The 23,084-nt window shown below is 65.6% G+C and carries 21 protein-coding genes; 15 read left to right on the top strand and 6 right to left on the bottom strand.

Going from position 1 to position 23,084, the window contains the following annotated elements:
* The first annotated feature begins 6 nt into the window (after window positions 1–6).
* Both G5V65_RS19535 and G5V65_RS19530 read left to right on the top strand, forming a co-directional pair.
* On the top strand, window positions 7–2,163 hold the full coding sequence (locus G5V65_RS19535; RefSeq protein ID WP_165053672.1) for an ABC transporter permease: 2,157 nt from the start codon (window positions 7–9) through the stop codon (window positions 2,161–2,163).
* Between the two features lie 11 nt (window positions 2,164–2,174).
* Entirely contained in the window at window positions 2,175–3,224 is a 1,050-nt protein-coding gene (locus G5V65_RS19530; RefSeq protein WP_241250666.1) for an ABC transporter ATP-binding protein, read from the top strand.
* A 46-nt stretch (window positions 3,225–3,270) separates the two neighbouring features.
* Here G5V65_RS19530 and G5V65_RS19525 read toward each other — a convergent pair whose 3' ends face one another.
* From G5V65_RS19525 to G5V65_RS19510, 4 genes are read right to left on the bottom strand one after another with little or no spacing between them, the layout of a single operon-like run.
* Window positions 3,271–3,972, bottom strand: a complete 702-nt coding sequence (locus G5V65_RS19525; RefSeq protein ID WP_206526899.1) for a GntR family transcriptional regulator — start codon at window positions 3,970–3,972, stop codon at window positions 3,271–3,273.
* A complete protein-coding gene (locus tag G5V65_RS19520) occupies window positions 3,972–4,820 on the bottom strand; it encodes an ABC transporter permease (protein ID WP_165053665.1) in 849 nt (282 codons plus the stop codon). Before G5V65_RS19520 ends, G5V65_RS19525 begins: the two co-directional genes overlap by 1 nt.
* Window positions 4,817–5,647 carry an ABC transporter ATP-binding protein gene (locus G5V65_RS19515; protein WP_165053662.1) on the bottom strand — a complete coding sequence of 277 codons (831 nt, stop codon included), beginning with the start codon at window positions 5,645–5,647 and terminating at the stop codon, window positions 4,817–4,819. Before G5V65_RS19515 ends, G5V65_RS19520 begins: the two co-directional genes overlap by 4 nt.
* Window positions 5,647–6,678 carry an ABC transporter substrate-binding protein gene (locus G5V65_RS19510; RefSeq protein WP_165053659.1) on the bottom strand — a complete coding sequence of 344 codons (1,032 nt, stop codon included), beginning with the start codon at window positions 6,676–6,678 and terminating at the stop codon, window positions 5,647–5,649. Before G5V65_RS19510 ends, G5V65_RS19515 begins: the two co-directional genes overlap by 1 nt.
* Before the next feature lie 227 nt (window positions 6,679–6,905).
* On the opposite strand from G5V65_RS19510, the gene G5V65_RS19505 reads away from it, so the two are divergent.
* From G5V65_RS19505 to G5V65_RS19490, 4 genes are all read left to right on the top strand, one after another.
* A complete protein-coding gene (locus tag G5V65_RS19505) occupies window positions 6,906–7,601 on the top strand; it encodes a fumarylacetoacetate hydrolase family protein (protein WP_165053656.1) in 696 nt (231 codons plus the stop codon).
* A complete protein-coding gene (locus tag G5V65_RS19500; protein ID WP_343162871.1) occupies window positions 7,598–8,212 on the top strand; it encodes an RraA family protein in 615 nt (204 codons plus the stop codon). The genes G5V65_RS19505 and G5V65_RS19500 overlap by 4 nt, the downstream gene beginning before the upstream one ends.
* Window positions 8,209–9,075: an NAD(P)-dependent oxidoreductase gene (locus G5V65_RS19495; RefSeq protein ID WP_165053653.1), complete on the top strand. Its 867-nt coding sequence runs from the start codon at window positions 8,209–8,211 to the stop codon at window positions 9,073–9,075. The genes G5V65_RS19500 and G5V65_RS19495 overlap by 4 nt, the downstream gene beginning before the upstream one ends.
* Before the next feature lie 159 nt (window positions 9,076–9,234).
* A complete protein-coding gene (locus G5V65_RS19490; protein ID WP_165053650.1) occupies window positions 9,235–13,680 on the top strand; it encodes a Hint domain-containing protein in 4,446 nt (1,481 codons plus the stop codon).
* Window positions 13,681–13,878: 198 nt separating this feature from the next.
* On the opposite strand, the gene G5V65_RS19485 is transcribed toward G5V65_RS19490, so the two are convergent.
* On the bottom strand, window positions 13,879–14,352 hold the full coding sequence (locus G5V65_RS19485) for an Lrp/AsnC family transcriptional regulator (protein ID WP_165053647.1): 474 nt from the start codon (window positions 14,350–14,352) through the stop codon (window positions 13,879–13,881).
* 215 nt (window positions 14,353–14,567) lie between these two features.
* Between G5V65_RS19485 and G5V65_RS19480 the strand changes: the two genes are divergently transcribed.
* The 5 genes from G5V65_RS19480 (at window position 14,568) to G5V65_RS19460 (ending at window position 18,761) form a co-directional block, all read left to right on the top strand.
* Complete coding sequence (locus G5V65_RS19480; RefSeq protein ID WP_165053645.1) at window positions 14,568–15,032, top strand: RrF2 family transcriptional regulator; 465 nt, start codon at window positions 14,568–14,570, stop codon at window positions 15,030–15,032.
* Between the two features lie 331 nt (window positions 15,033–15,363).
* A complete protein-coding gene (locus G5V65_RS19475; RefSeq protein WP_241250668.1) occupies window positions 15,364–16,320 on the top strand; it encodes a sulfate ABC transporter substrate-binding protein in 957 nt (318 codons plus the stop codon).
* A 9-nt stretch (window positions 16,321–16,329) separates the two neighbouring features.
* Window positions 16,330–17,166 (top strand): sulfate ABC transporter permease subunit CysT, encoded by an 837-nt coding sequence (cysT, locus tag G5V65_RS19470; protein ID WP_165053639.1) that lies wholly within the window; start codon window positions 16,330–16,332, stop codon window positions 17,164–17,166.
* Window positions 17,159–18,031 (top strand): sulfate ABC transporter permease subunit CysW, encoded by an 873-nt coding sequence (gene cysW, locus G5V65_RS19465; protein WP_165053636.1) that lies wholly within the window; start codon window positions 17,159–17,161, stop codon window positions 18,029–18,031. The genes cysT and cysW overlap by 8 nt, the downstream gene beginning before the upstream one ends.
* 10 nt (window positions 18,032–18,041) lie before the next feature.
* Window positions 18,042–18,761 (top strand): sulfate/molybdate ABC transporter ATP-binding protein, encoded by a 720-nt coding sequence (locus tag G5V65_RS19460; RefSeq protein WP_165053633.1) that lies wholly within the window; start codon window positions 18,042–18,044, stop codon window positions 18,759–18,761.
* A gap of 537 nt (window positions 18,762–19,298) precedes the next feature.
* Here the strand turns inward: G5V65_RS19460 and G5V65_RS19455 are convergent.
* On the bottom strand, window positions 19,299–20,219 hold the full coding sequence (locus G5V65_RS19455; protein WP_165053630.1) for a LysR family transcriptional regulator: 921 nt from the start codon (window positions 20,217–20,219) through the stop codon (window positions 19,299–19,301).
* 72 nt (window positions 20,220–20,291) lie between these two features.
* On the opposite strand from G5V65_RS19455, the gene G5V65_RS19450 reads away from it, so the two are divergent.
* The 4 genes from G5V65_RS19450 to G5V65_RS19435 are packed head-to-tail and all read left to right on the top strand — an operon-like array spanning window position 20,292 to window position 23,023.
* Entirely contained in the window at window positions 20,292–20,918 is a 627-nt protein-coding gene (locus G5V65_RS19450) for an NADPH-dependent F420 reductase (protein WP_165053627.1), read from the top strand.
* A complete protein-coding gene (locus G5V65_RS19445) occupies window positions 20,915–21,466 on the top strand; it encodes an antibiotic biosynthesis monooxygenase (RefSeq protein WP_165053624.1) in 552 nt (183 codons plus the stop codon). The genes G5V65_RS19450 and G5V65_RS19445 overlap by 4 nt, the downstream gene beginning before the upstream one ends.
* A 14-nt stretch (window positions 21,467–21,480) precedes the next feature.
* Complete coding sequence (locus G5V65_RS19440; RefSeq protein ID WP_165053621.1) at window positions 21,481–22,218, top strand: type 1 glutamine amidotransferase domain-containing protein; 738 nt, start codon at window positions 21,481–21,483, stop codon at window positions 22,216–22,218.
* Window positions 22,219–22,276: 58 nt separating this feature from the next.
* Window positions 22,277–23,023: a low temperature requirement protein A gene (locus G5V65_RS19435; RefSeq protein WP_165053618.1), complete on the top strand. Its 747-nt coding sequence runs from the start codon at window positions 22,277–22,279 to the stop codon at window positions 23,021–23,023.
* The last annotated feature ends 61 nt before the right edge of the window (window positions 23,024–23,084 follow it).

The raw sequence follows: 23,084 nt of genomic DNA, 5'->3' as shown, positions 1-23,084 counted from the left end.
AACGCGATGCGGCGAACGGCGGGGCTTTGGCTTCTGATCGGGCTTCTGGGCTATGCCCTGCTGCCCTGGTACATGGTCTCGGGGGGCTTCTGGTCCTTCGGATGGCTGTTCCGGCCAGAGGAAGAGACACGCTCTGCCCTGGTCTGGGCGGCATCCTCGCGCCCCTGGCTCTGGCTGCCGCTGGCGGGATTTGTCCCGGCGGCGCTTGCCCTCGGCCTTGCGCGTGCGCCCCTCGCGCTGGCGCGCGGGCTGGTGGCAAGCGGGGCGTTGGGTCTGGCCCTCATGGCGGCGCAGGGCCTGATCATCCTTGGCAACGGCACCCGCTTCGGCATGATGGCGGGCGAAACCCAGCCCGGCATGGGGGCGGGGGCGCTGGTCGTGGCAAGCGCCCTGCTCTTTCTGCTCACAACCGGGATCTCGGGCCTTGGGCGGGGGCGCGGGGATGCTTTCCTCACCGGCATGATCGGCGCGATCGTCGCCCTTGTGGGCGTCTTCGTCTTCTATCCGATGACCTTCATCCTGATCCGCGCCTTCGAACTGAAGGGCGGCGCAGGGCTTGGCCTGTCGGAATTCCTGCCCCGCTTCCTGTCGCCCGAGATATGGTCGCCGGCCTGCCTGACGGGGCTAGGCAATTGCGGCGCGGCCCTGAACTCGCTGCTGCTGGGCCTCGCCACGGCTACGGGAACAACCGTCCTCGGGCTGGCCTTCGCGCTGATCTTCACCCGCACCGATTTCCGGGCAAAGCGCCTCCTGCGCGTGCTGACGATCCTGCCCATCATCACCCCGCCCTTCGTGATCGGCCTTGCCCTGATCCTGCTTTTCGGCCGCGCGGGGACCATCACCGAATTCTTCGCCGATGCCTTCGGCTGGGAAAAGACCCGCTGGCTTTACGGGTTCTGGGGCGTCTGGCTGGCACAGATGCTGTCCTTCACGCCCATTGCCTTTCTCGTGCTGATCGGCGTCGTCGAAGGCGTCAGCCCCAGCATGGAAGAGGCATCCCAGACACTGGACGCCGACCGTTGGCAGACCTTCCGCCTGATCAGCCTGCCGCTGATGCGACCGGGCCTCGCCAATGCTTTCCTCCTTGGCTTCATCGAAAGCCTGGCCGATTTCGGCAATCCACTGGTGCTGGGCGGCAATTTCAACGTCCTGTCGACCGAGATCTATTTTGCCATCGTGGGCACGGTCGCCGATCCGGCCCATGCGGCGATCCTGTCGATGATCCTGCTTTCCCTCACCCTCGGGGCCTTCCTTGCCCAGCGCCGGTGGCTGGGCCGGAAGAACTATGCCACCGTCACCGGCAAGGGCGATTCCGGCCGCAACGCCGCACTCAACGATGGCCTGCGCTGGGCCTGCTATGCGTTGGCCCTGCCCTGGGCGGCCTTCACGCTGATCCTTTACGCGCTGATCGTCTTCGGGAGCTTCGTCAAGCTCTGGGGCTATGATCACACGCTCACCTTCGAACACTATAGCCGTGCCTTCGGGATCGTCCTGCGCAACGGCATCCACTTCACCGGTTCCGGCTGGGACAGTTTCTTCACCACCCTCACCATCGCGGCCATCGCCGCCCCGCTGACCGCCGCCGTGGGCCTTGCCACCGCCTATCTGCTGGTCCGCCAGAAGTTCACCGGCAAGGATGCCTTCGAATTCTCCACCATGCTCTCTTTCGCCATTCCCGGCACGGTGATCGGCGTGGCCTATGTCATGGCCTTCAACTTCCCCCCCATTGAACTTACAGGAACCGGCCTCATCCTGATCATCGTCTTCATCTTCCGCAACATGCCCGTCGGCGTGCGGGGCGGCATCGCCGCGATGAGCCAGCTTGACCGCTCCCTCGACGAAGCCTCGATCACGCTGGGCGCAAGCTCGGCAACCACGCTGCGCCGTGTGATCCTGCCGCTGATGGGCCCCGCGATCCTTGCCGCGCTGACCTATGCCTTCGTGCGCGCGATCACCTCGGTCTCGGCCGTGATCTTCCTTGTTTCCGCGCGTTACAACATGGCCACCAGCTTCATCGTCGGCCGGGTGGAGAATGGCGAATACGGCATCGCCATCGCCTATGCCACGGTGCTGATCTTCACCATGCTCACGGCCATCCTCGCCCTGCAACTGATCATCGGACGGCGCCGCCTGCGCCGGGCCGACCGTATCGACACCCAATGAAAGAGGCCGCCATGAAAGGCTCCGTCCGGTTCGAGAATGTGACAAAGACCTTCGGCGATGTGGTGGCGCTCAAGCCGCTCTCGCTCGACATCGCCCCCGGCACGCTGGTCACGCTGCTTGGCCCCTCGGGCTGCGGCAAGACCACCACCCTGCGCCTGATCGCCGGGCTGGAAAGCGCCAGCACCGGGCGCATCCTGATCGGGGGCGAGGATGTCACCCACCTGTCCGCCACCTATCGACGGGTGTCGATGGTGTTCCAGTCCTACGCGCTCTTTCCCCATATGACCGTGCTGGAAAACGTGGGCTACGGCCTGTCGGTCAAGGGCCTGCCCCGCGCCGAAATCCGCGACCGCGCCGAAGCCGGGCTGGAAACCGTGGGCCTCAAGGGCTTTGGCGCGCGCCTGCCCTCCGAACTTTCCGGTGGCCAGCAGCAGCGCGTCGCCGTCGCCCGCGCCATCGTCCTGGAACCCGAGGTGCTGCTTCTCGACGAGCCGCTCTCGAACCTTGATGCGAAGCTCCGCCGCCATGTCCGCGAAGAGATCCGCCAGATCCAGCAGAGGCTGGGCCTGACCGCCGTCTATGTCACCCATGATCAGGAAGAGGCGATGGCCGTCTCGGATCGCATCATCGTCATGCGCAATGCCGAGATCGCCCAGGAAGGCAGCCCGCACGATCTCTATGACCGGCCCGCCAACGGCTTCATCGCCGATTTCATCGGGGATGCGAACCTGATCGAGGTTTCGGTCCTGAACAGCGCCGACAGCACCGACATCGCCCTTGGAAATCGCCGCCTGACCCTGCCGCTGCGGGGTGCGTCGCAGGGGCCCGCCAGGCTCGTGCTGCGCCCCCATCACCTCCGGCTGGCGGCCGAACCCGCCCCCGACCGCATTCCCGCCGAAGTCACCTCGGCGGCCTGGCTCGGCAATTCGGTGCAGTATCTGCTCTCCAGCGAAATGGGCACCCTCTTCGCGATCACCGATCCCCGGGCGCAGGCCTTCCGCCGGGGCGATACCGTCCATCTCACCTTCGATCCGGCGGATCTGCGCCTTGTCCCGGCCTGACATCCGGACGCAGCGCCCCCGTCCGCTGCCCGGACGGCCAGATACCTCAGCTCTCGGGCCCGACCACCCCGCGCAGCCCTTCCAGCGTCGTGGTATAGTGATCCGCCAGCAGGCGGCAGGCGCGATCCGGATCGCGGTCGATGACGGCATTCAGCAGGGCCTCATGTTCCGCCGCCGCGCCCTCGCGCCTCAGAAGGCTGGGATGGACATTCATGGAAAGGCTGCGATAGCGCACCGCCTGATCCATCATCGTGGAACAGAAGCCCAGCAACCAGCCCGATCCGCAGCGATCCAGCAGCAGCAGGTGAAACTCCTTGTGCCGCAACTCCCATTCCTCGGACAGGTCGCGCCCCGCCCCGGCGGGCATCCGGCGATTGGTCCGCGCCAGCCGGTGATAGGCCAGCACAAGCTGTTCCTCCCACTCCTCGGTCGCGTTCCGGATGGATTCCCGCAAGGCCAGCGTCTCCAGCCAGATCCGGGTCTTCACCAGCTCTTCCAGCGACGTCATCGAGATCTCGGCCACGAAGAAGCCGCGCTGGCTCTTGCGTTCAACCAGCCCTTCCGATGACAGCCGGTTCAGCGCCTCGCGCACGGGGGCGATGCCGATCCCGTAGCGTTCGGAGATCGCCTCGATCTGCAACTTCTCACCCGGGAACAATTCGCCGTTCAGGATATCCCGGCGAATCCGCTCATGCGCCTGTTCCGAAAGGTTCTTCGTGTCGCTCAATGCCTTGTCCGGGGCATTCATCACCCTACTCCACCGGGCCTGTCAGCCTTGTTCCAGAATACCAGCCGCCGCTGCAGCCAGGCAACAGCGAAGAACAGCGCCAGCCCCAGCAGGCTGAGATAGAGGATCAGCGAAAACACACGCGGCGTATCCAGCATCGAGGCGGATTCCCGGATCAGCGCGCCAAACCCCTTGCCGCCGCCCAGGAACTCGCCCGTGATTGCCCCCGCCATCACACCCACGGCCGCGATCTTCAGCCCGGTAAAGATATAGGGCAGCCCATTCGGCAGCTTCAGCCGGAACAGCGTCTGCCAGCGCGTGGCCCCCATCGCCTTGAACAGCATCCGTTCATTCTCTGACGCGGCATAAAGCCCCGCCGCAGTCGACACGATGATGGGAAAGGTCGCGATAAAGGCCGCCAGCGCCACCTTCGAGGCGATGTCAAAGCCCAGCCAGGCAATGAACAGCGGCGCGAAGGCCACCTTCGGCATGGTGTCGATGGCCACCAGATAGGGCATCACTGCCCTTTCGCCGAACTTGGTCTCGCCCACCAGAACCCCCAGACCAAAGCCGATGCTGGCCGCGATCAGGAAGGCCCAGAAGACCGTGCGCGTCGTCGTCCACAGCGCCTCGAGCATATAGCCCCCGGTCAGCAGGTTCGTGCCCACAAAGATCAGGTCCGACAGGGTCTCTCCGGGGCTGGGCAGGATGATCGGCGACACCCATCCCATCCGGGCGGTCGCCAGATCCCAGATCCCGATGACGATCACCGCAAGGCCCAGCATCGCCGCCCAGCGCGGAATGCGGTCGATCAGGGCCTCATGTTCCACCCAGACGGTATCGGTCTCTGGATCGGGCGTCGCGGTCATTGAAAGGCCTCCTTGCCCAGAAGATCACGGATATGGGCCACGATCTGCCCGAAGCGGGGGGTGTTGATCATCTCCAGCGTCCGCGGCCGCGGCAGGTCGATCACGATCTCCTCCACGATCCGCCCGGGGCGCGGCTTCATCACCAGGATGCGGTCCGACAGGATCACCGCCTCGGCCAGCGAATGCGTCACCAGGAAAGCCGTCGCCTGTTGTTCGGCGCAGATGCGCTGCAACTCCATGTTCATGAAATCGCGGGTCAATTCATCCAGCGCGCTAAAGGGTTCGTCCAGCAGCAGCACCGCCGGCTGCGCGATCAGCATCCGGCAGATCGAGGCGCGCTGCGCCATGCCGCCGGACAATTCGCCCGGATAGACATTCGCGAAATCCCCCAGCCCCACCAGCCGCAACAACTCCAGCGCCCGCGGGATCGCGGCCTTCGCCGCGGCCCGGCCCTCGCGGATCTCGATCGGCAGCACGATATTCTCGACCGTCGTCTTCCAGGGCAGAAGCGTGGCCTGCTGGAACATCATCCCGATATCGGCGCGGGGGCCGGTCACTGGCCGGCCCTCCAGCACCACACGCCCGGTCGTGGGCGGCATGAGCCCCGACATGATCTTGAGCAGTGTCGATTTCCCGCAACCCGACGATCCGACAACTGACACGAACTCGCCCTTGTGCAGGGTCAGGTTCACATCCGTCAGCGCCGTCAGCCGGTTCCGGGCATAGGTCTTCGACAGTCTCGCAATCTCATAGACCGGGCGTCCGCCGCCGACAGGGTCGGACGCGGCGGAACTGGCGGTCAGGGGTCGGGGCTCTGCCATGCTCATCAGGCGTTCCAGCCTGCCACGAATTCGTTCGTGTAGACAGAGGCCAGATCCGCAATCGGCGCCTCCAGCGCGCCCGAGGCGACGGCGGAATCGTGGATCGCCTGCCAATGCTCGGGCGGCTGATAGCCGAAGCCCTGGCTGATGAAGGCATCCGTCGGCGTCATGCGGTTCACCACGCCGTCATAAAGCGACGGCGCATAGTCCTGCTCGCCCTCCTGCGGGTTGCCCGCCGCACAATGCGCCAGCGCCTTCTCCTTGTTCGCGGGATCGGCGGCAAAGCGCGTTCCACGCACCAGCGCCCGGCCGAATTTCGGCGCAAGATCCGGCGTCGCGGCCATCTGGCTTTCCAGCATCGCAATGCCATTGCCGAAGAAGCCGAGATAGGCCTCCGGCGTGATCTCGCGCAGCGTCAGCCCCCGCGCGGCCAGGATCGCCGCATCCGAAACCGCCCCGGCATAGCTGTTCACCTCGTCGCGCAGGAAGGCCACCGCCGCGGTGCCGCCATCGCCCACCGGCAGGAAGCTGTAATCGGTGCCCTCGGTCATGCCCATGTCGGTCATGATCGCCTTGGTGAAGGACACTTCCGCCCCATCCGCCGTGCCCACGCCGATGATCGTGCCCTTCAGGTCCGAAGGCGACTGATAAGCACTGTCCGCCTTCACCAACAGCCCGAAGACCGACTTGGGATAAAGGTTGTAGAGGAACTTCACATCCACCCCCCGCGACCGCGCCCCCAGCGTCGGCCCCGGCCCGGGCGCGCCGATCTGCGCCTGCCCCGCGGTCATCGCCTGCAGCACGGCCGAGGATCCGTCGATCGCCTCAAGCCGCAGGTCCAGCCCCTCTTCGGCAAAGTAACCCTCGCCCACCGCCACCCAATAGGGCAGCCAGGTCAGGGCCGAAGGGTTCGGGACGGCAAAGGTCACCGCCGTCTGCGCCCGCACGATCGCCGGGGCACCAAGGACAAGGCCAGCCGCCCCCCCCGCAGTCAGAAGCCCAAAGCTTCGACGGGTCAGTGTCGTCATCTTCGTCATCGTCGTTCCTCCCGTTATCCACAGGCCGCCCGCCCCGATTGTTTCCCGTCGCGTGGCCGGTCCTGCAGATGACGGTATACGATTCTTTTTGGATTGCAAAAAAATATATGAAACGGTCTCGAAACTCATTTCGTATCTTGATCTGCCCCGCCAAACCGGGAAATCCTGCAGGTCATCTGACTCGATCCATCCCGGGCGCCTGCCCGGCAGAACAGGAGTGTTCCTTCATGGCCTTTGCCCTGACACCGCCGTCGCAGGCGCATCTCGACATCACCGGAGCGGATGAGAAATTTCCCGTCCGGCGCATCTACTGCATCGGCAAGAACTATGTGGCCCATATCATCGAGATGAACGCCGACGAGCGCGATCCCCCGGTCATCTTCATGAAACCGACAGATGCCATCGTGAAGAACGGCGGTGAAATCCCCTATCCGGTCTTCACCACCAATTTCCACTACGAATGCGAACTGGTCGTCGCGCTGAAATCCGGCGGCTACAACATCCCCGTCTCCGAGGCCGCAAGCCATATCTACGGCTATGCCATCGGGCTCGACATGACACGCCGCGACCACCAGGCCCAGGCGCTGGCCAAGGGCCTGCCCTGGGAAGTGACCAAGGGCTTCGACCATTCCGCCCCCATCGGCCCGATCACCCGCGCCAGCGATTGCGGCATCCTCACCTCCGGCCATGTCCGGCTCAAGGTGAATGGCGAGGTCAAGCAGGATGCCGACATCTCGCTGATGATCTGGAAGGTGGACGAGATCATCTCGAAACTGTCCGAACAGCACCGCCTGATGCCCGGCGACATCATCATGACCGGCACGCCCGCAGGCGTCGGCGCCGTGGTGACGGGCGATGTGCTGGATTGCAGCATGGACGGCGTCGAACCGATGCAGGTCCGCATCGGGCCGAAGGCCGCGTGAGCGCGACAGACCTTCTGGCGCTGGGCACCGCCACCGTGGCGGAGGCCTGGCCCGCATCCCGGCTGATGGCGGGCGGCTTTCAGCCGCTTGCCACCGGCATGACACTCGCCGGGCGCGCCCTGCCCCTGCGCTGTCGCCCCGGCGACAATCTTGCCCTGCATCTGGCGATTGCAGAGGCCCGCCCCGGCGATGTGCTGATGGTGGATTACAGCGGCAGCCTCGACAGCGGCCCCTTCGGCGAGATCATGGCGCTGGCCTGCCAGTTGCGCGGCATCGCGGGCCTCGTGACCGATGGCGCCGTCCGCGACAGCGCACAGATCGCCGCGCTGGGCTTTCCCGTCTTCGCCCGCGGCCTGAACATCCGCGGCACGCAAAAGCTGGATCGCGGGGTCATCGGACAGCCCGTTTCCCTGGGCGGCGTGACCGTCGCACCGGGCGACATCGTGATCGCGGATGCCGATGCGATCCTCCTGCTCGACGCGGCCGATCTGGATGCCGCGCTCGCCGCCGCCCAGGCCCGCGCCCGCCGCGAAGCCGTGATGATGGACCGCCTGCGCAAGGGCGAGACGACGCTATCAATCCTTGGTCTAGACGGGGGAAACCGGACATGACGCAACAGATCGGAATTGCAGGCACCGGGCGGATGGGTACGGCCTTTGCCCGTCGCCTGCTGGAAACCGGCCACAGGGTCAGGGTCTGGAACCGCAATCCCGAACGCTGCGAAACCGCCCGCGCCGCCGGGGCCGTCGCGGTCGACCTGCCCGCGCTTGCCGCCTGCGATGTGATCCTCCTCTCGCTCACCGATGCCGCCGCCTCGCAATCGGTGCTGGGGGCGCTCGCCGCCGCCGGCCTCTCCGGCCGACTGGTGATCGACATGTCCACCCACTCTCCCGGCAATGCCGAAGCCCTTGCCGCCAGTGCCGCCGCCGCTGGCGCGGCCTTCCTGCATTGCCCCGTCGGCGGCACGGTGGCCCCCGCTCTCAAGGGCCAGCTCCTCGGCATGGCCGGGGGAAGCGACGGCGCCTTCGCCCGCGCGAAGCCCGTCCTCGATCAGCTTTGCCGCCGGGTCGAGGATCTCGGCACGCCCGCCGCTGCCGCACGGATGAAGCTTGCGGTCAACCTGCCGCTCGCGGTCTATTGGCAGACGTTGGGGGAAAGCCTCGCCCTGCTGCGGGGCGCGGGCGTGCCCGATGACCTGGCCATCAGCCTGATCGGCGACAGTTCCGCAGGCCCGAACGTGCTGAAGACCCGCGCCCAGGTGGTGATCGACACGCTCGCAGGTGCCGATCAGCCGGGCACCTTCGATCTTGAGGGTCTGGCCAAGGATCTCACCCTCGCGCTGGACCTGGCGGCAGGCGATGGCACCGACCTCCCCCTCGCCCGCGGCGCCGGGGCGCGCTATGCCGCCGCGCTGGCCGATGGGCTGGCCCGCCTCGACGGTGCCACCCTCACCCGCCGCGCCGCCGGAAGATGACGGGCCTGCGCAAGGCCCGCCCCTAAAACCGCCCGTCATCCTGACGTTTACCCACGGTAGTCCTCTTCGAACGATCCCGCCGCCGGATTGCAGAAAGGGCCATCGGGGCCGGGTCACGCAAAGCTGCCCGGCACTTCAGGAAAACGGACGGAACGGGCAATGCCAACGACATATGAAGTCATCTTCCTTGGCACCCTGCCCAAGATCGACACCACCCAGGGCAACGAACTCGCCGAGAATGCAGCAGGCATCCTTGGCACCTATGGGACAAGCACCACCCCCCTCAGCGGACAGGTGCGCACGCTTTCGGCCAATGACACGACCGAGGACGAAGACGACACCTACGACACCGACAACGGTGGCGGCTATGACTCGTTCCGCATCAACGGCGGGTCGGTGCAGAATTTCGATGCCGTGGCAGAGTACAATGCCACCATCACCTATATTGACGGGACAACGGCGACGGTCACGGTTGTCATCTTCCAGGATGTCAACGGCAACACCTATCTTGCCCCCGAGCAGACGGCCAATTCCGATCAGGTCGCACTGACAGCCAAGCCGATCCAGTCGCTCAGCCTTCTCAGCGTAACGGCGAATACCGGCGACATGGCAGCGAACCGTGTGGCAGGGGACTTCATTTCCTCGGTCGACGGCACCGCGAATGCCGACACGATGACGGTCGGCTATACCGATGCGCAGGGCGACAAGGTCACCGAAGGCAACGATTTCATCAATGCAGGCGCCGGGAATGATTACGTCACTGCCGGCGGCGGGAATGATACCGTCACGGCAGGCACCGGAAATGACAGCGTCTTCGGCGGCACCGGCGCGGATTCCGTCGATGGCGGGGATGGCAATGACGTCATCGGCAGCTGGGGCAGCGATGACGGCAACGACACGATGCGCGGCGGCACCGGCAATGACAGCATCATCGGCGGCGCGGGCAATGACCTTGTCTACGGCGATGACGGGGACGACAGCCTGTCCGGCGCCTCCGGCGCGGATACGATCTTTGGCGGTGCCGGCAACGACTCCGCCTCGATCACCGACGACCACAACACCGACGTCTACGATCTTGGCGAAGGGTCCGGCGATCAGGACGCGGTCTGGTTCTCGAACTTCGCCAGCACGAACGGTGCGAACGTCACCTTCACGGCAAATGACGCCGCGACCTATGCCTATGCCAACGGCTTTGCCAGCGGCAGCTTTTCAGGGGCCGAGATCGTCGGCGGCACCGAATACAACGACACGATCAATGCAGGCGCGGATTCCGACGGGCAGGTTCTCTATGGCCAGGGTGGGGCGGACAGCATCACGGGCGGGTCCGGCAACAATGTCATCTATGGTGGAACGGGCGCGGACAGCATCTCGTCCGGGGCCGGGGCGGACCGGGTCGATGGTGGTGATGGAAGCGATGTCATCTACTATGGCACCGGCACCGACACGGTCTATGGCGGCGCCGGGGATGACCTTGTCGACGATGTCGCCGGTTGGCAGGCCGGGCCCTTCAACGATTATGTCGATGGCGGCGACGGGAACGACACGATCTATACTGGCGACGGCAGCGACACCCTGCTGGGCGGGGCAGGCAATGACCTCCTCTTCGGCGAAGACGGCAACGACAGTGCGGATGGCGGCGCAGGGAATGACACGCTCTGGGGCGGGATCGGCAACGACACCCTGATCGGCGGTGCCGGGGCGGATTCGATCCATGGCGAGGCGGGCAATGACGTCATCGACCTGACGGCGAATGATTTCGCGGCGGACGCGGCCTATGGCGGGGATGGCGACGACCTCATCACCTCGCGCACGGATCTGGATGGCGGCAGCGACTCGCTCTACGGCGGGGCCGGACGGGATACGCTGATTGCAGGCGCAGGCGATCTTGTCGACGGCGGCTCGACCGGTGACGATATCGACACGCTGGATCTGACCAGCGCCCCGGTCTACGGCACGACGACCTTTACCTTCACCGCCAGCGGGGCGGGCACGATCACCAATTCCGGCCAGACCGGCACCTTCACCGAGATCGAGGTGATCCGCGCAACGGAAGGGGCCGACAGCATCAACGCCACCGCCGATGCCGGCGGCATGGTGATCGACGCCGGGGCGGGCAATGACTCGGTCTTCGGGGGATCGGGCAATGACAGTTTCACAGGCGGGACGGGCAACGACTCGCTGCAAGGCGGGGCGGGCCACGACACGCTGGCGGGCGACGTCGGGGATGATCGCCTGTTCGGCGGAACCGGGGCCGATCTCATCTATGGCGGCGCCGGGGCAGACAGCCTGCTGGGCGGCGATGATGCCGACACGATCTACGGCGGGGCGGGCGATACCGTCATCGGCGGGGAAGGCGGGGCGGACGGCGACACGCTGGTCCTGAACTGGGCGGATGTGCAATCCGTCACCTATGGCAGCGGCAGCGAAAGCGGCACGGTCGCCTTCACCGCCGCGTCGGGTGGCGGGACGCTGACCTTCAGCGAAATCGAATCCCTGCGCTATACCGGCGTCATCGAGGGCAGCAGCGGCAGCGATGCAATCGGCGCGGGCACGGTCGATGCCGAAGGCGACGGGATCGACGGGGCGGATGGCGTCAACGACACGGTCCTGGCAGGGGCGGGAAATGACACGGTCTCCTCCGGGGCCGGAAATGACCTTGTCTATGGCGGCACGGGCAATGATGTCCTTTCCGGCGGTGACGGCAACGACACGCTGGATGGCGGCGATGGCGACGACACGCTGGCAGGCGGTGCCGGGGCGGATTCCCTTGTCGGCGGCAGCGGCCGCGACACGGCGGATTACAGCACCTCCTCGCAGGGCGTGACAGTCAACCTGCTGACCGGGCAGGCCAGCGGCGGGGATGCTGCGGGGGATACCCTGTCGGGGATGGACAATGTCCTAGGCTCGGCATTCGACGACGTTCTCACCGCCCACAACACGCAAGGCAACCTTTTCGGCGGTGCCGGGAACGACATGCTCTATGGCGGCGCGGGCAATGGCGACGCGCTTTACGGCGGCGACGGCAATGATCTGATCGACGGTCTCGCCGGGGCGGACAGCCTCTTTGGCGATGCCGGGAACGACCGGCTTCAGGGCGGTGAAGGCAATGACACCCTTGTCGGCGGGGCAGGCAACGACACGCTGACGGGCGGGGTCGGCAACGACATCCTCACCGGTGGCAATGGCGACGACACGGCCGTCTTCTCCGGCAATGTCACCGACTACACCTTCGACCGTGGCCCGAACGGCGAACTGATCGTCACCTCCGGCCCGGGGATCACCGACGGGACCGATACGCTTGGCGGCGTGGAATACGCCAGCTTCAACGGTGTCACCTATCGCGTGTTGACCGGGGACGATTCCGACAACCAGACCCTGCAGGGACCGGCGGATGGCACCCCGGTCCTTGTCGTCGCCTATGGCGGGGCGGATTGGGGCGGTGGACATGCCACCAATGACGTGATGTTCGGCGGGGCGGGATCCGATACGCTGGACGGTGGCGATGGCGATGACCGGCTCTCGGGGGGCGACGATGCCGATCTCCTCCGCGGCGATGGCGGCAATGACACGCTCACCGGCGGGGCGGGAAATGACACCCTGCGCGGCGGGGCGGGCAATGATTTGCTCACCGGCGGCGACGGCGCCGACATCATCGAACTGACCGTCGCAGGCGGGCAGGACAGCGTGTCCGATTTCAACATGACGCTGGTCGACGGACATACGATCGACCAGCTCGACGTGTCCGAATTGCTGAACGCGCAGGGCGACCCCGTCACCTGGCGCGACGTGACCCTGACCGATACGGTGGGCGATGGCAGCGGCAGCGCCGTGCTGACCTTTCCGGGCGGCGAACGGGTGGTGCTGGACAGCGTCACCCTCCAGCAGGCATCGGGCAAGGCCAACCTCTATGCCATGGGCATACCCTGCTTCACCACCGGCACACCGATCCTGACCCCCGAAGGATGGCTTCCGGTCGAAGGGCTGGCACCCGGCATGTCGGTGCTGACGGAAAGCGGCCCGCTGCGGATCGTCTGGACCGGGCAGCGCAGACTTTCCGCGCCCGATCTCGCGCGTCATCCGCTGTGGAAGCCGGTCCATTTCCCGGCTGGCGCCATCGGCAATGCGCAGCCGCTGCGCCTCTCGCCACAGCATGCCGTGCGGATGCGGGACCAAACGGGTCAGCCCGTCCTCGTCCGGGCGCGGCATCTTGCCGACTCGGGCTTTGGCGGCGCCCGGATCGCGCGCGGCGTGCGCGACGTCGTCTATCACCATGTCCTGCTGGAACGTCACGGCGTGATGAATGCGGCTGGCGCGGCCACCGAAAGCTTCTATCCCGGGCCCATGGCGCTCGAGATGCTCGACTGGCCCGCGCGGCTTCAGGTCGTGGCAGCGATCCTCGCCTCGGCACGCAGGCCGGTTCCGGGCTCCGAAGCGACGGCCGCACAGATCTATGGCGACAGGGTGCATCCCCTGGTCGGACGGCGGGAATTGCCCGGGCTCACCTGTCCGCCCTTTGCCCGTGACTGCAGCCCTGCCCCACCCGCCGCCGCCCGCCGGTTCGCCGATGGCGGCGGATCCGCGCAACATCCCGCCTGGGCGATCTGAGACCGGCAGCTTTCCCCGCAAAAGGCGCAGCAACGGGCATGGGGCCACTCTACCGGGATGGCCGTTGCCGAAAGCGCCAAAGGATGCGCCGGTTGAACGCTGTGACCGCCCGGCCCCGCTGGGGAAGTGTCACCCGACCCTGGGGCCTGGCGGAAAAAGCGCGCCAGCCCGGCAGCCATGGCAAGGGCGCGGCCCGCCTCAGCGCGATACCGTGTCCACCGGATAGGCCGTGGTGAATTTCATCCGTTCCAGCACGAAATGGCTGGTCACGCTCTTGATCGGCACCGCATCGGCAAGGCGCTTGTAAAGCCGGTCAAAGGCCGCCATGTCCGCCACGGCAACCCGCAAGAGATAGTCGATCTCGCCCGCCATCCGATGCACTTCCATGATCTCGGGGATGGACCCGGTCGCCCTGGCAAAGGCCTCCCGCCAGCCCGGGCCATGGTCGGGCGCCTCGATGCCAACGAACACCGTCAGACCGAAGCCCAGCTTCGTCGGATCACCCAGCGCCACCCGACCGGTCAGAACGCCCGAGGATTCAAGCTTCTGGATCCGCTTCCAGCACGGGGTCTGCGACAGGCCCGCCTTGTCGGCGATCTGCGCAATGGGCAGCGTCGCATCGCGCATCAGTTCCGCCACGATCTTGCGGTCGATCAGGTCCAGGTCGGTCATGTTCCCTGCCTCTCCAGTCCAACGCCTGTGCTTGCAGATCAGCATGCACCAAAACAATCAAATGTCTACCATCTTTGTCGTATAATAATCTGCGCGGGCAGGCGACAGACCAGACCCTTGTTTTGCTTGTGTCTTTCCCCGGCCAGACCTTTCCTTCGCTGGCCCTCCGCAATCCCGACGTTGATTCTCGTCATTCCGGGGCGTAATTCTGGTCCATGATCACGCAGAAGATGAAATACGCCCTGAAGGCGCTTCTCGTCCTTGCCGATGAAGCGGCGAAGGGTCAGCCCGAACCCTTGACGATCGAAGAGATCGCCAAGCGCTCGGATACGCCCAAGCGGTTTCTGGAACATATCCTGCTTGAGGTGCGCAACGCCGGTGTGATCGCGTCGATCCGGGGGCGGTCGGGCGGCTATATCCTCATCAAGAAACCGACCGAAATCTCGATCTCGGAACTCCTGCGCACCATCGACGGGCCGATTGCCCCCCTGCCCTGCCTGTCACGCCGCGCCTATCAGCGCTGCGAGGATTGCGCGGATGAGGCCACCTGCCGGATCCGCAAGGTCTTTGCCGAGGTCTTCTGGTCCTACCTCGTGATGATCGAATCCCTGACACTGCAGGACATGCTGCGCTCGGGCATCGTGGCCGATCAGGTTCTCGGCAACGCCGCAAACGCCTGACACCCTGCCTGACGGCAGAATGCCGCCCAGGCCCCATCCCGGGTGAAGAGAATGTTTTTCTCTATACACGACAAACTTTAGCGTGATTTTTCCTTTGCAATACTCGACTATCTCTGTCGTTATTAAGGTCATGACGGGAACCCACCCCCGCCTTCAACAGGAGAAGCGAATGTTTGCCACCATCACTCTTGCCGGAACGGTGACGGCCCAGGGGCCTGTCCTTGACACCCATGCCGATGGCCGCGTCACCATCGCCGATGGCCTGCGCCGCCTGACCGGCTGGCCCGTTGCCCGTGCTGTCCGGGGCACCCTTTCGGCACTTGCGCTAACCATGCTTTCGCTTGGCGCGGCTCCTGCTCCGCTTCAAGCCGAGACGCTTCTCAACGTCAGCTATGACCCGACGCGCGAACTCTATCGCGAATTCAATGAGGCCTTCACCGCGTGGTGGGTGGCCCAAGGCAACGAGGCACCCACCATCGAAGTCAGCCACGGCGGATCGGGCAGCCAGGCCCGCGCGGTGATCGACGGGCTGGAAGCACAGGTGCTGACGCTGGCTCTGGCGGGAGACATCGACCGCGTGGCAGCCGCGGGCAAGCTGCCCGCCGACTGGCAATCGAAACTCCCCAACAACTCCTCGCCCTACACCTCCACCATCGTGTTCCTGGTGCGCGAGGGGAACCCCGAAGGCATCACCGACTGGGGCGATCTGGTGAAAGACGGCGTCGAGGTGATCACACCGAACCCGAAAACCAGCGGCGGCGCGCGGTGGAACTACCTTGCCGCCTGGGCCTGGGCGGAAAGGAACGGCCAGAACCCGCAGGAGTTTGTGGGCAAGCTGTTCTCCAATGTGCCGGTGCTGGACAGCGGCGCGCGCGGATCGACCACCACCTTTGCACAGCGCGGCATCGGTGATGTGCTGCTGGCCTGGGAGAATGAGGCCTATCTCGCGCTGAAGGAACTGGGCGAAGATCAGTTCGACATCGTGGTCCCGTCGATCAGCGTTCTGGCAGAACCGCCCGTGGCGCTGGTGGAAGGCAACATCAAGTCGGACGAACAGCGCAAACTGGCCGAGGCCTACCTGAACTTCCTCTACACGCCCGAAGGCCAGGCGCTGGCCTTCAAGCACTTCTACCGCGCCTGGGATGCGTCGGCGGCCAGCCCGGATGATGTGGCCCGCTTCCCGCAGCTGGAGCTTGTGGACATCGCCAGCTTCGGCGGCTGGGCCAAGGTGCAGGCCGACCACTTCGCCGATGGCGGCATCTTCGACCAGATCTACGTGCCGAAATAAGGAAAGCAGATGGGCAAACCCCTGATCCACCGATCACCCATGCCCGGCTTAGGGCTCAGCATGGGGATCACCCTGACGATGCTCTCCCTCGTCGTCCTCCTGCCCATCGGCGCCCTTCTTCTGAAGGGCGCCAGTTACGGCCTTGCGGGCATCTGGGAAACCGTGAACCGCGACCGCGTCTGGGCGGCGCTGTTCCTGTCGTTCCACCTGTCGCTTCTGGCGGCGCTGTTCAACCTTGTGTTCGGCTTGCTGCTGGCCTGGGTGCTGGTGCGCTACCGCTTCCCCGGCCGCCGTATCCTTGACGCGGCAGTGGACCTGCCCTTCGCCCTGCCCACGGCTGTCGCCGGGATTTCCTTGACCGCGCTCTACGCGCCGAACGGCTTTTTCGGCCAGATCGCTGCCGAGATCGGCTGGAAGATCGCCTATACCCAATGGGGCATCTTCATCGCGCTGGTCTTCGTGGGCCTGCCCTTCGTCACCCGCACCGTGCAGCCCGTGGTGGAAGAGATCGAACGCGAGGTCGAGGAAGCCTCCGCCAGCCTCGGCGCGTCACGCCTGCACACGATCCGCCATGTCATCCTGCCGATGCTTTCCCCCGCCGCACTGACCGGCTTTGCCTTGGCACTTGCCCGGGCGGTGGGCGAATACGGGTCGGTGATCTTCATCGCCGGGAACATCCCGCTGGTGACGGAAATCGCCCCCCTCCTCATCATCATCCAGTTGGAAGAGTTCAACTACGACGCCGCCGCCGCCATCGGCATCGCGATGCTCTTGATCAGCTTCGCGATGCTCCTGGCCATCAACCTCATCCAGGTCTGGAGCCGCCGGAGGATCGGATATGTCTGACGCATCCCTTGCCAAACCCGCCCGCTTCCGCCCGGCCACCGAAGAAGCCCCGGTCGCCCGCTGGGCCATGATCGCCGCAGCCTTCCTCGGCCTCGGCATTCTGGTCTTTGCCCCCCTGATCGCCGTCTTTGTCGAGGCGCTGGCGCGGGGCGTGGCGGCCTCGCTCGCAAGCCTTGCCACGCGTGACGCGCAAGAAGCGATCAAGCTCACGCTGACCATCGCCGCCATCTCGGTGCCTTTGAACGCCATCTTCGGCGTCGCAGCAGCCTGGTTCATCACCAAGTTCGACTTCCGCGGCAAGGCCTTCCTGATCACCCTGATCGACCTGCCATTCTCCGTCTCGCCTGTCGTCGCGGGCCTCTGCATCGTCTTGATGTTCGGGGCCAATTCGGCCATCGGCGGCTGGCTCGTGGCGCAGGGCTATCCCATCGTCTTTGCCATGCCGGGCATCATCCTTGCCACGATGTTCGTGACCTTCCCCTTTGTCGCGCGCGAACTCATCCCGGTGATGATCGAACAGGGCCGGGCCGAGGAAGAGGCCGCGCTGACCCTTGGCGCCTCTGGCTGGCGCACCTTCTGGACGGTGACGATCCCGAACATCCGCTGGGCGCTGCTCTACGGCGTCCTCCTCTGCAACGCCCGCGCGATGGGAGAGTTCGGGGCGGTCGCCGTCGTCTCGGGCAAGATCCGGGGGCAGACGGCCACGATGCCGACAACGATCGAGATGCTCTATCAGGAATACCTCTCCGTCGCCGCCTTCAGCCTCGCTGCCGTCCTCGCCCTCCTCGCCCTTGTCACGCTCCTGCTGAAAACCGCGCTGGAAATCCGCCATGCCGACCAGCTTGCCGCCACGCATCGCCACTAGGAAACGCCCCATGCAGATCGAAATAGACGAAATCTCCAAACAGTTCGGCACCACGGCGGCGCTGCACCCGGTGTCGCTCTCCCTTCCCTCCGGCGCCTTGGTCGCCCTCCTCGGCCCCTCAGGTTCCGGCAAGACCACGCTCCTGCGCATCCTCGGCGGGCTCGAATTCCCCACATCCGGCCGGGTCATGTTCGACGGGCAGGACGCCACCGGCCTGTCCGTGCAAGACCGCCGCGCGGGCTTTGTGTTCCAGTCTTACGCCCTCTTCCGGCACATGACGGTATTTGACAACATCGCCTATGGCCTGAACGCCCGTCCCCGTGCATCCCGCCCGACCAAGGCCGAGATCGCGCGGCGCGTGTCCAAACTGCTGGAACTGATCCAACTGCCCGATATCGGGGCGCGCTATCCAAGCCAACTCTCCGGCGGTCAGCGCCAGCGCGTGGCCCTCGCGCGCGCGCTGGCCATCGAACCCCGGATGCTGCTCCTCGACGAACCCTTCGGCGCGCTCGACGCCAAGGTCCGCAAGGAACTCCGCCAGGGTCTGCGCGATATCCACGATACCACCGGCCTGACCACAGTCTTCGTGACCCATGATCAGGAAGAGGCGATGGAACTCGCCGATCTGGTGGTGGTCATGTCCATGGGCCGGATCGAACAGATCGGCAAACCGCAAGACATCCGCGCCCGCCCCGCCACCCCCTTCGTGCGGGAATTCATCACCGCATGACGGGTCTGGGCAAGGCGCCCATCACGCCCGGCATGGCCATGGCTGCTTGCCTGACCAGCGATGAAGCAGGCCGCGCGCGGCGGGGCGATGTCAATCGGTGGCTCAAAGAAGAAGCGCGGGCCGGAATGCGGCCCGCGCCTCTCACCTCACCGGCCCAGTGTCTGGACGACGAGTTCCGCCGCCGCCCCGCCCGAGAACTGCTGCTGGCCCGCGATCAGGTTGCCGTCGCGGACGGCAAGGGCCTTGAACATCGAGGTGATGATGAACTTCGTGCCCTCGATCTTCCTCGCCTCCTCTTCGATCCATAAGGGTTGGAATTTCTGGGCATGCGGCCGAGCGGCTTGATCCCCGAGAGAGAAACATTGCCATCCACCGCCAGATGCGTGACGCAGCCGCCCGCCGCCCTCCTGATCGCGATGCTCTGGCTGACCGCCTGCACGATGGGCGCATCAGAAACCCGCGCTCCTTGCTCGCCCTTCACCGACTGGGCGTCCGCCGAGAAAGCGCGGGCGAACCCGGACTCGCAAGTCAGGTCCGTCAGTCGTTGAGCGCAAGCTGAAGCTGGCCGCGCAGCCATGCTATCCTTGGATCGGCGGAATTGCGGCGGTGCCAGAAGACCGAGACAGGGAAGCGGCGCACCTCGAGCGGCGGCGTGGCTGTCACCAGGCCGAAGCCGGGGGCCAGTCGTTCTGCCAGTCGCGCAGGAAGCGTCAGCAGCGCACCGGATGAGGCCACAGCCGCAAGCGCAGGCAGGAACGCGGGCAATCCCAGCGTGATGGTGCGATTGCGGCCCATGGCGGCCAGCCGGTCATCCACCACCCCGCGCAGATCGCCCGCGGGCGAGATCAGGACGTGATCGGCGGCACAATAGGCACCAAGGCTGATGGCAGGTGCCTCTGGCAGCGCCTGCGGCAAGCCTGTCACGAGAAAGCTTTCTTCGTAAAGTTGCTCGCCCTGAATCGTATCGGGCAAGTCCCAGATGAACCCCAGCGCCAGATCGGCACGCCCTTCCGTCAGGGCCTCCACCGCATCGGCGCGGCCCAGGGGCAGCACGGACAGGCGCAGCCCCGGTGCGGCCTGACGCAAGCGCGCGGCCAGCGGCGGGATCAGCACCGCTTGTTCGGCATCCAGTGCGGCGATGCGCACAACGCCCTCGGCCTGAACCGGATCGAAGGCGCGCGCCGCCCCGAGCGCCCCGCGCAGCGCTTCGACTGCGCGGCGCACGGGGTCTTCCAGTGCCAGCGCAGTAGCCGTCGGCTCCATGCCGTGCGGGCGGCGCAGGAAGAGATCGTCCTGAAAGATGTCGCGCAGTCGCTTCACGGCCTGGCTGATGGCCGATTGCGTCAGGCCAAGTTCCAGGGCCACATCCGCCGCCTTGCGGTGGCGCACCAGCCCAAGGAAAACAAGCAGCAGCGTCAGATCCAGCCGCCTGAGTTGCGATGTGCTTAAGTCTGACATGAACCCTATTCGTTATCCTTTCTTTCCCTTGCCGAATATCCCTTCGCTCGAGACTGAAGCAAGGGGGAATTCATGCGGATTGCCATTATCGGAACGGGGAATGTCGGCGGGGCCATTGCCCGCGGGCTGACGGGCAAAGGGCATGATCTGGTCCTTGGCGCGCGTGATCCTGGCAAGGTCGGCGCGCTGGCGGCCGAGACTGGCGCACAGGTCGCCCCTCCCGCCGAGGCCGCCAAGCGCGCCGACATCGTGATCCTCGCCCTGCCCTGGGGCGCGGCCGAGGCTGCGGTGCGGGATCTCGGCGATCTGGCGGGCCAGACCGTGGTGGATTGCATGAACCCCATCGGCCGGACGGCGGCTGGCATGGGGTTGACGCATGGGCATACCACTTCAGGCGGCGAGATCGTGCAGGGCTGGCTGCCCGGCGCGCTTGTGGTCAAGACGCTCAATCAGGTGGGGGCAGAAATCATGGCCGACACCGTGCACCTGCCCCATCCCCCGGTGATGTTCATGGCCGGCAATGACGCAGGGGCCAAGCGCAAGGTCGGGCTGATGCTTGCCGACCTTGGCTTTGAGGCACTGGATGCGGGCGACATCACCAAGGCGCGGCTTCTGGAACCCTTCGGCATGGTCTGGATCAACCAGGCCCTGATGCGCGGCAAGGGTCGCAACTGGGCCTTCGCAGCGGTGAGCGCATGAGCGAGCCTGTCACCATCACGGTCCGCCGCAAGGTGAAACCGGGGCGCGAGGCCGCCTACGAGGCCTGGCTGAAGCGCCTGACCGAAGGCGCTGCAACCGGCTTCCCCGGCTATCTGGGCGCCGAGTTCCACCGCCCCGGGCCGGACGGCACCTATCGCAGCGTGTTTCGCTTCGACAGCCTCGCCAATCTGGAGGCCTTCGAACGGTCCGGCTTCCGCGCCGCGATGCTGGCCGAAGGGGCGGACCTGTTTTCCGCCGATGCGGCGTGGGAGCGGATGACGGGCCTCGAATTCTGGTTCGACCCTCCTCCCGGCACGAAGGTTCCGCAACCCAGCCCGAACCGCATGGCGCTGGTGCTGATCGCGGTGGTTTTCACACTGGTTCTGGCGCTGAACCTGACACTGGGGCCGCTGATGTCCGGCTGGCCCCTGGCCCTGCGCGTGCTGGCCACCGTCTGCATCCAGGTCGGGCTGATGACCTATGTCATCATGCCCCGCCTGACCCCGCTGATCGCGCGCTTCATCTACCCGAAATCCAAAACACTCTAGACAAGGAAACGACAATGTCCGCTGCCATCGACGTGCATACGAAGAAAAAGGTCCTGATGATCGCCGCCAATCCCGGCACCTCGCCCACCACGGGCTGGCCCGTAGGTTTCTGGTGGGCCGAACTGACCCACCCCTACTGGACCTTCTCGGAAGCTGGCTACGAGATCGACATCGTCTCGCCCAAGGGTGGCGATCTTGTGGCCGACGGGTTTTCGGACCCGGAAGACCAGTCCGGCTATTCCGCCCATGACCTGATCTCGCTCGGCTTCAAGAAATCGGCCGCCCATGCGGCGCTGCTGAAGGGCACGAAGTCCATCGCCGAAGTGGACGCAACCGCCTATGACGCGGTCTTCCTTGCAGGCGGGCAGTCGCCCATGGTGACGATGATCGACGATACCGCGCTGCATGCCTTCGTGGCCCGGGCCTATGAGGCGGGCAAGATCGTGTCGATCGTCTGCCACGGCACCTGCATCCTCTTGAAAACCCGCCTCTCGAACGGCGATCTGCTGGTCAAGGGCAAGACCTGGACAGGTTTCGCCAACAGCGAAGAGGCCTACGCCGACGCCTGGGTCGGCCAGAAGATCCAGCCCTTCTGGATCGAGGAAGAGGCGCGGAAGATCGAAGGCACCAACTTCGTGGTGATTTCGATGTTCAAGCCTTTCGCCCTTCGCGACGGCAACCTGATCACCGGCCAGCAGCAATTCTCGGGCGGGGCGGCGGCCGAGCTTGTCGTCCAGACACTCGGCCGTTGAGGGAAACCGGGCCGGGCCCGCGCAGGGCTCGGTCCCTTGCCGCAGTTCCGGAGGAACCATGACAAACGCCTTTCCCCAGGTCCTGATCCATGAGGACGGCCGCAAGGCCACGTGGTTCGAACTGTTCTTCGACCTCGTCTTCGTCGTCGCCGTGGCGGCGCTCGCCGGTGCCTTGTCGCATCACTACGACTGGACGGGATTTGCCAAATTCGGCTTCCTGTTCCTCGTCCTCTGGTGGCTGTGGCTGGGGCACACCTTCCACGCCAGCCGCTTTGACAAGGACCGGCCCGACCAATGGGCCGTGGGGTTTGCCCAGATCCTTGCGGTGGTGTTCATCGCCTATGGCGCGAGCGACGCCTTTGGCGCCCGCGCCTCGGCCTTTGCCGGGGGTGTTGCCGCCTTCAAGGCGTTCCTGATGCTGGGCTACCTGCGCGAGATCGGACGCCCGGGCCTGTCCCGCCTCTGCTCGATCTATGGGGCCGTCTATGCGGTCCAGGCCGCGCTTTGGGCAGGGTCGATCTGGGCCGAGCCATCCCTGCGGCTGGCCCTCTGGGCGCTGGCGCTGACGCTGGACATCGTGACGCCCTTTCTTGTGGCGCGCGAAACCCACCGCGCACCGCCGCATCCCGAACACCTGCCTGAACGCTTTGGCCTGTTCACCATCATCCTCCTGGGCGAGACTGCAGCAGCCGCGGTCCACGCGCTCGACCATGGGTCCGAGCTTCATGGCGACACGCTCGCCGTGGCTCTTCTGGGGGCCTGCCTCGGCTTTCTCTATTGGGTCGGCTATGTTGATTTGCACTGAGAGCTGACCCGGGTTTTCCATCGAGAAGTGACCCACCATTGGTTATGGATTTCGTGTCATG

Origin of the sequence: Paragemmobacter kunshanensis, from assembly GCF_011059185.1 — a bacterium.
In the GTDB taxonomy this organism is placed as follows: Bacteria; Pseudomonadota; Alphaproteobacteria; order Rhodobacterales; family Rhodobacteraceae; genus Paragemmobacter; species Paragemmobacter kunshanensis.
Note: the sequence above shows the minus strand (reverse complement) of the source record. Positions and strands in the feature narration are given on the sequence as shown.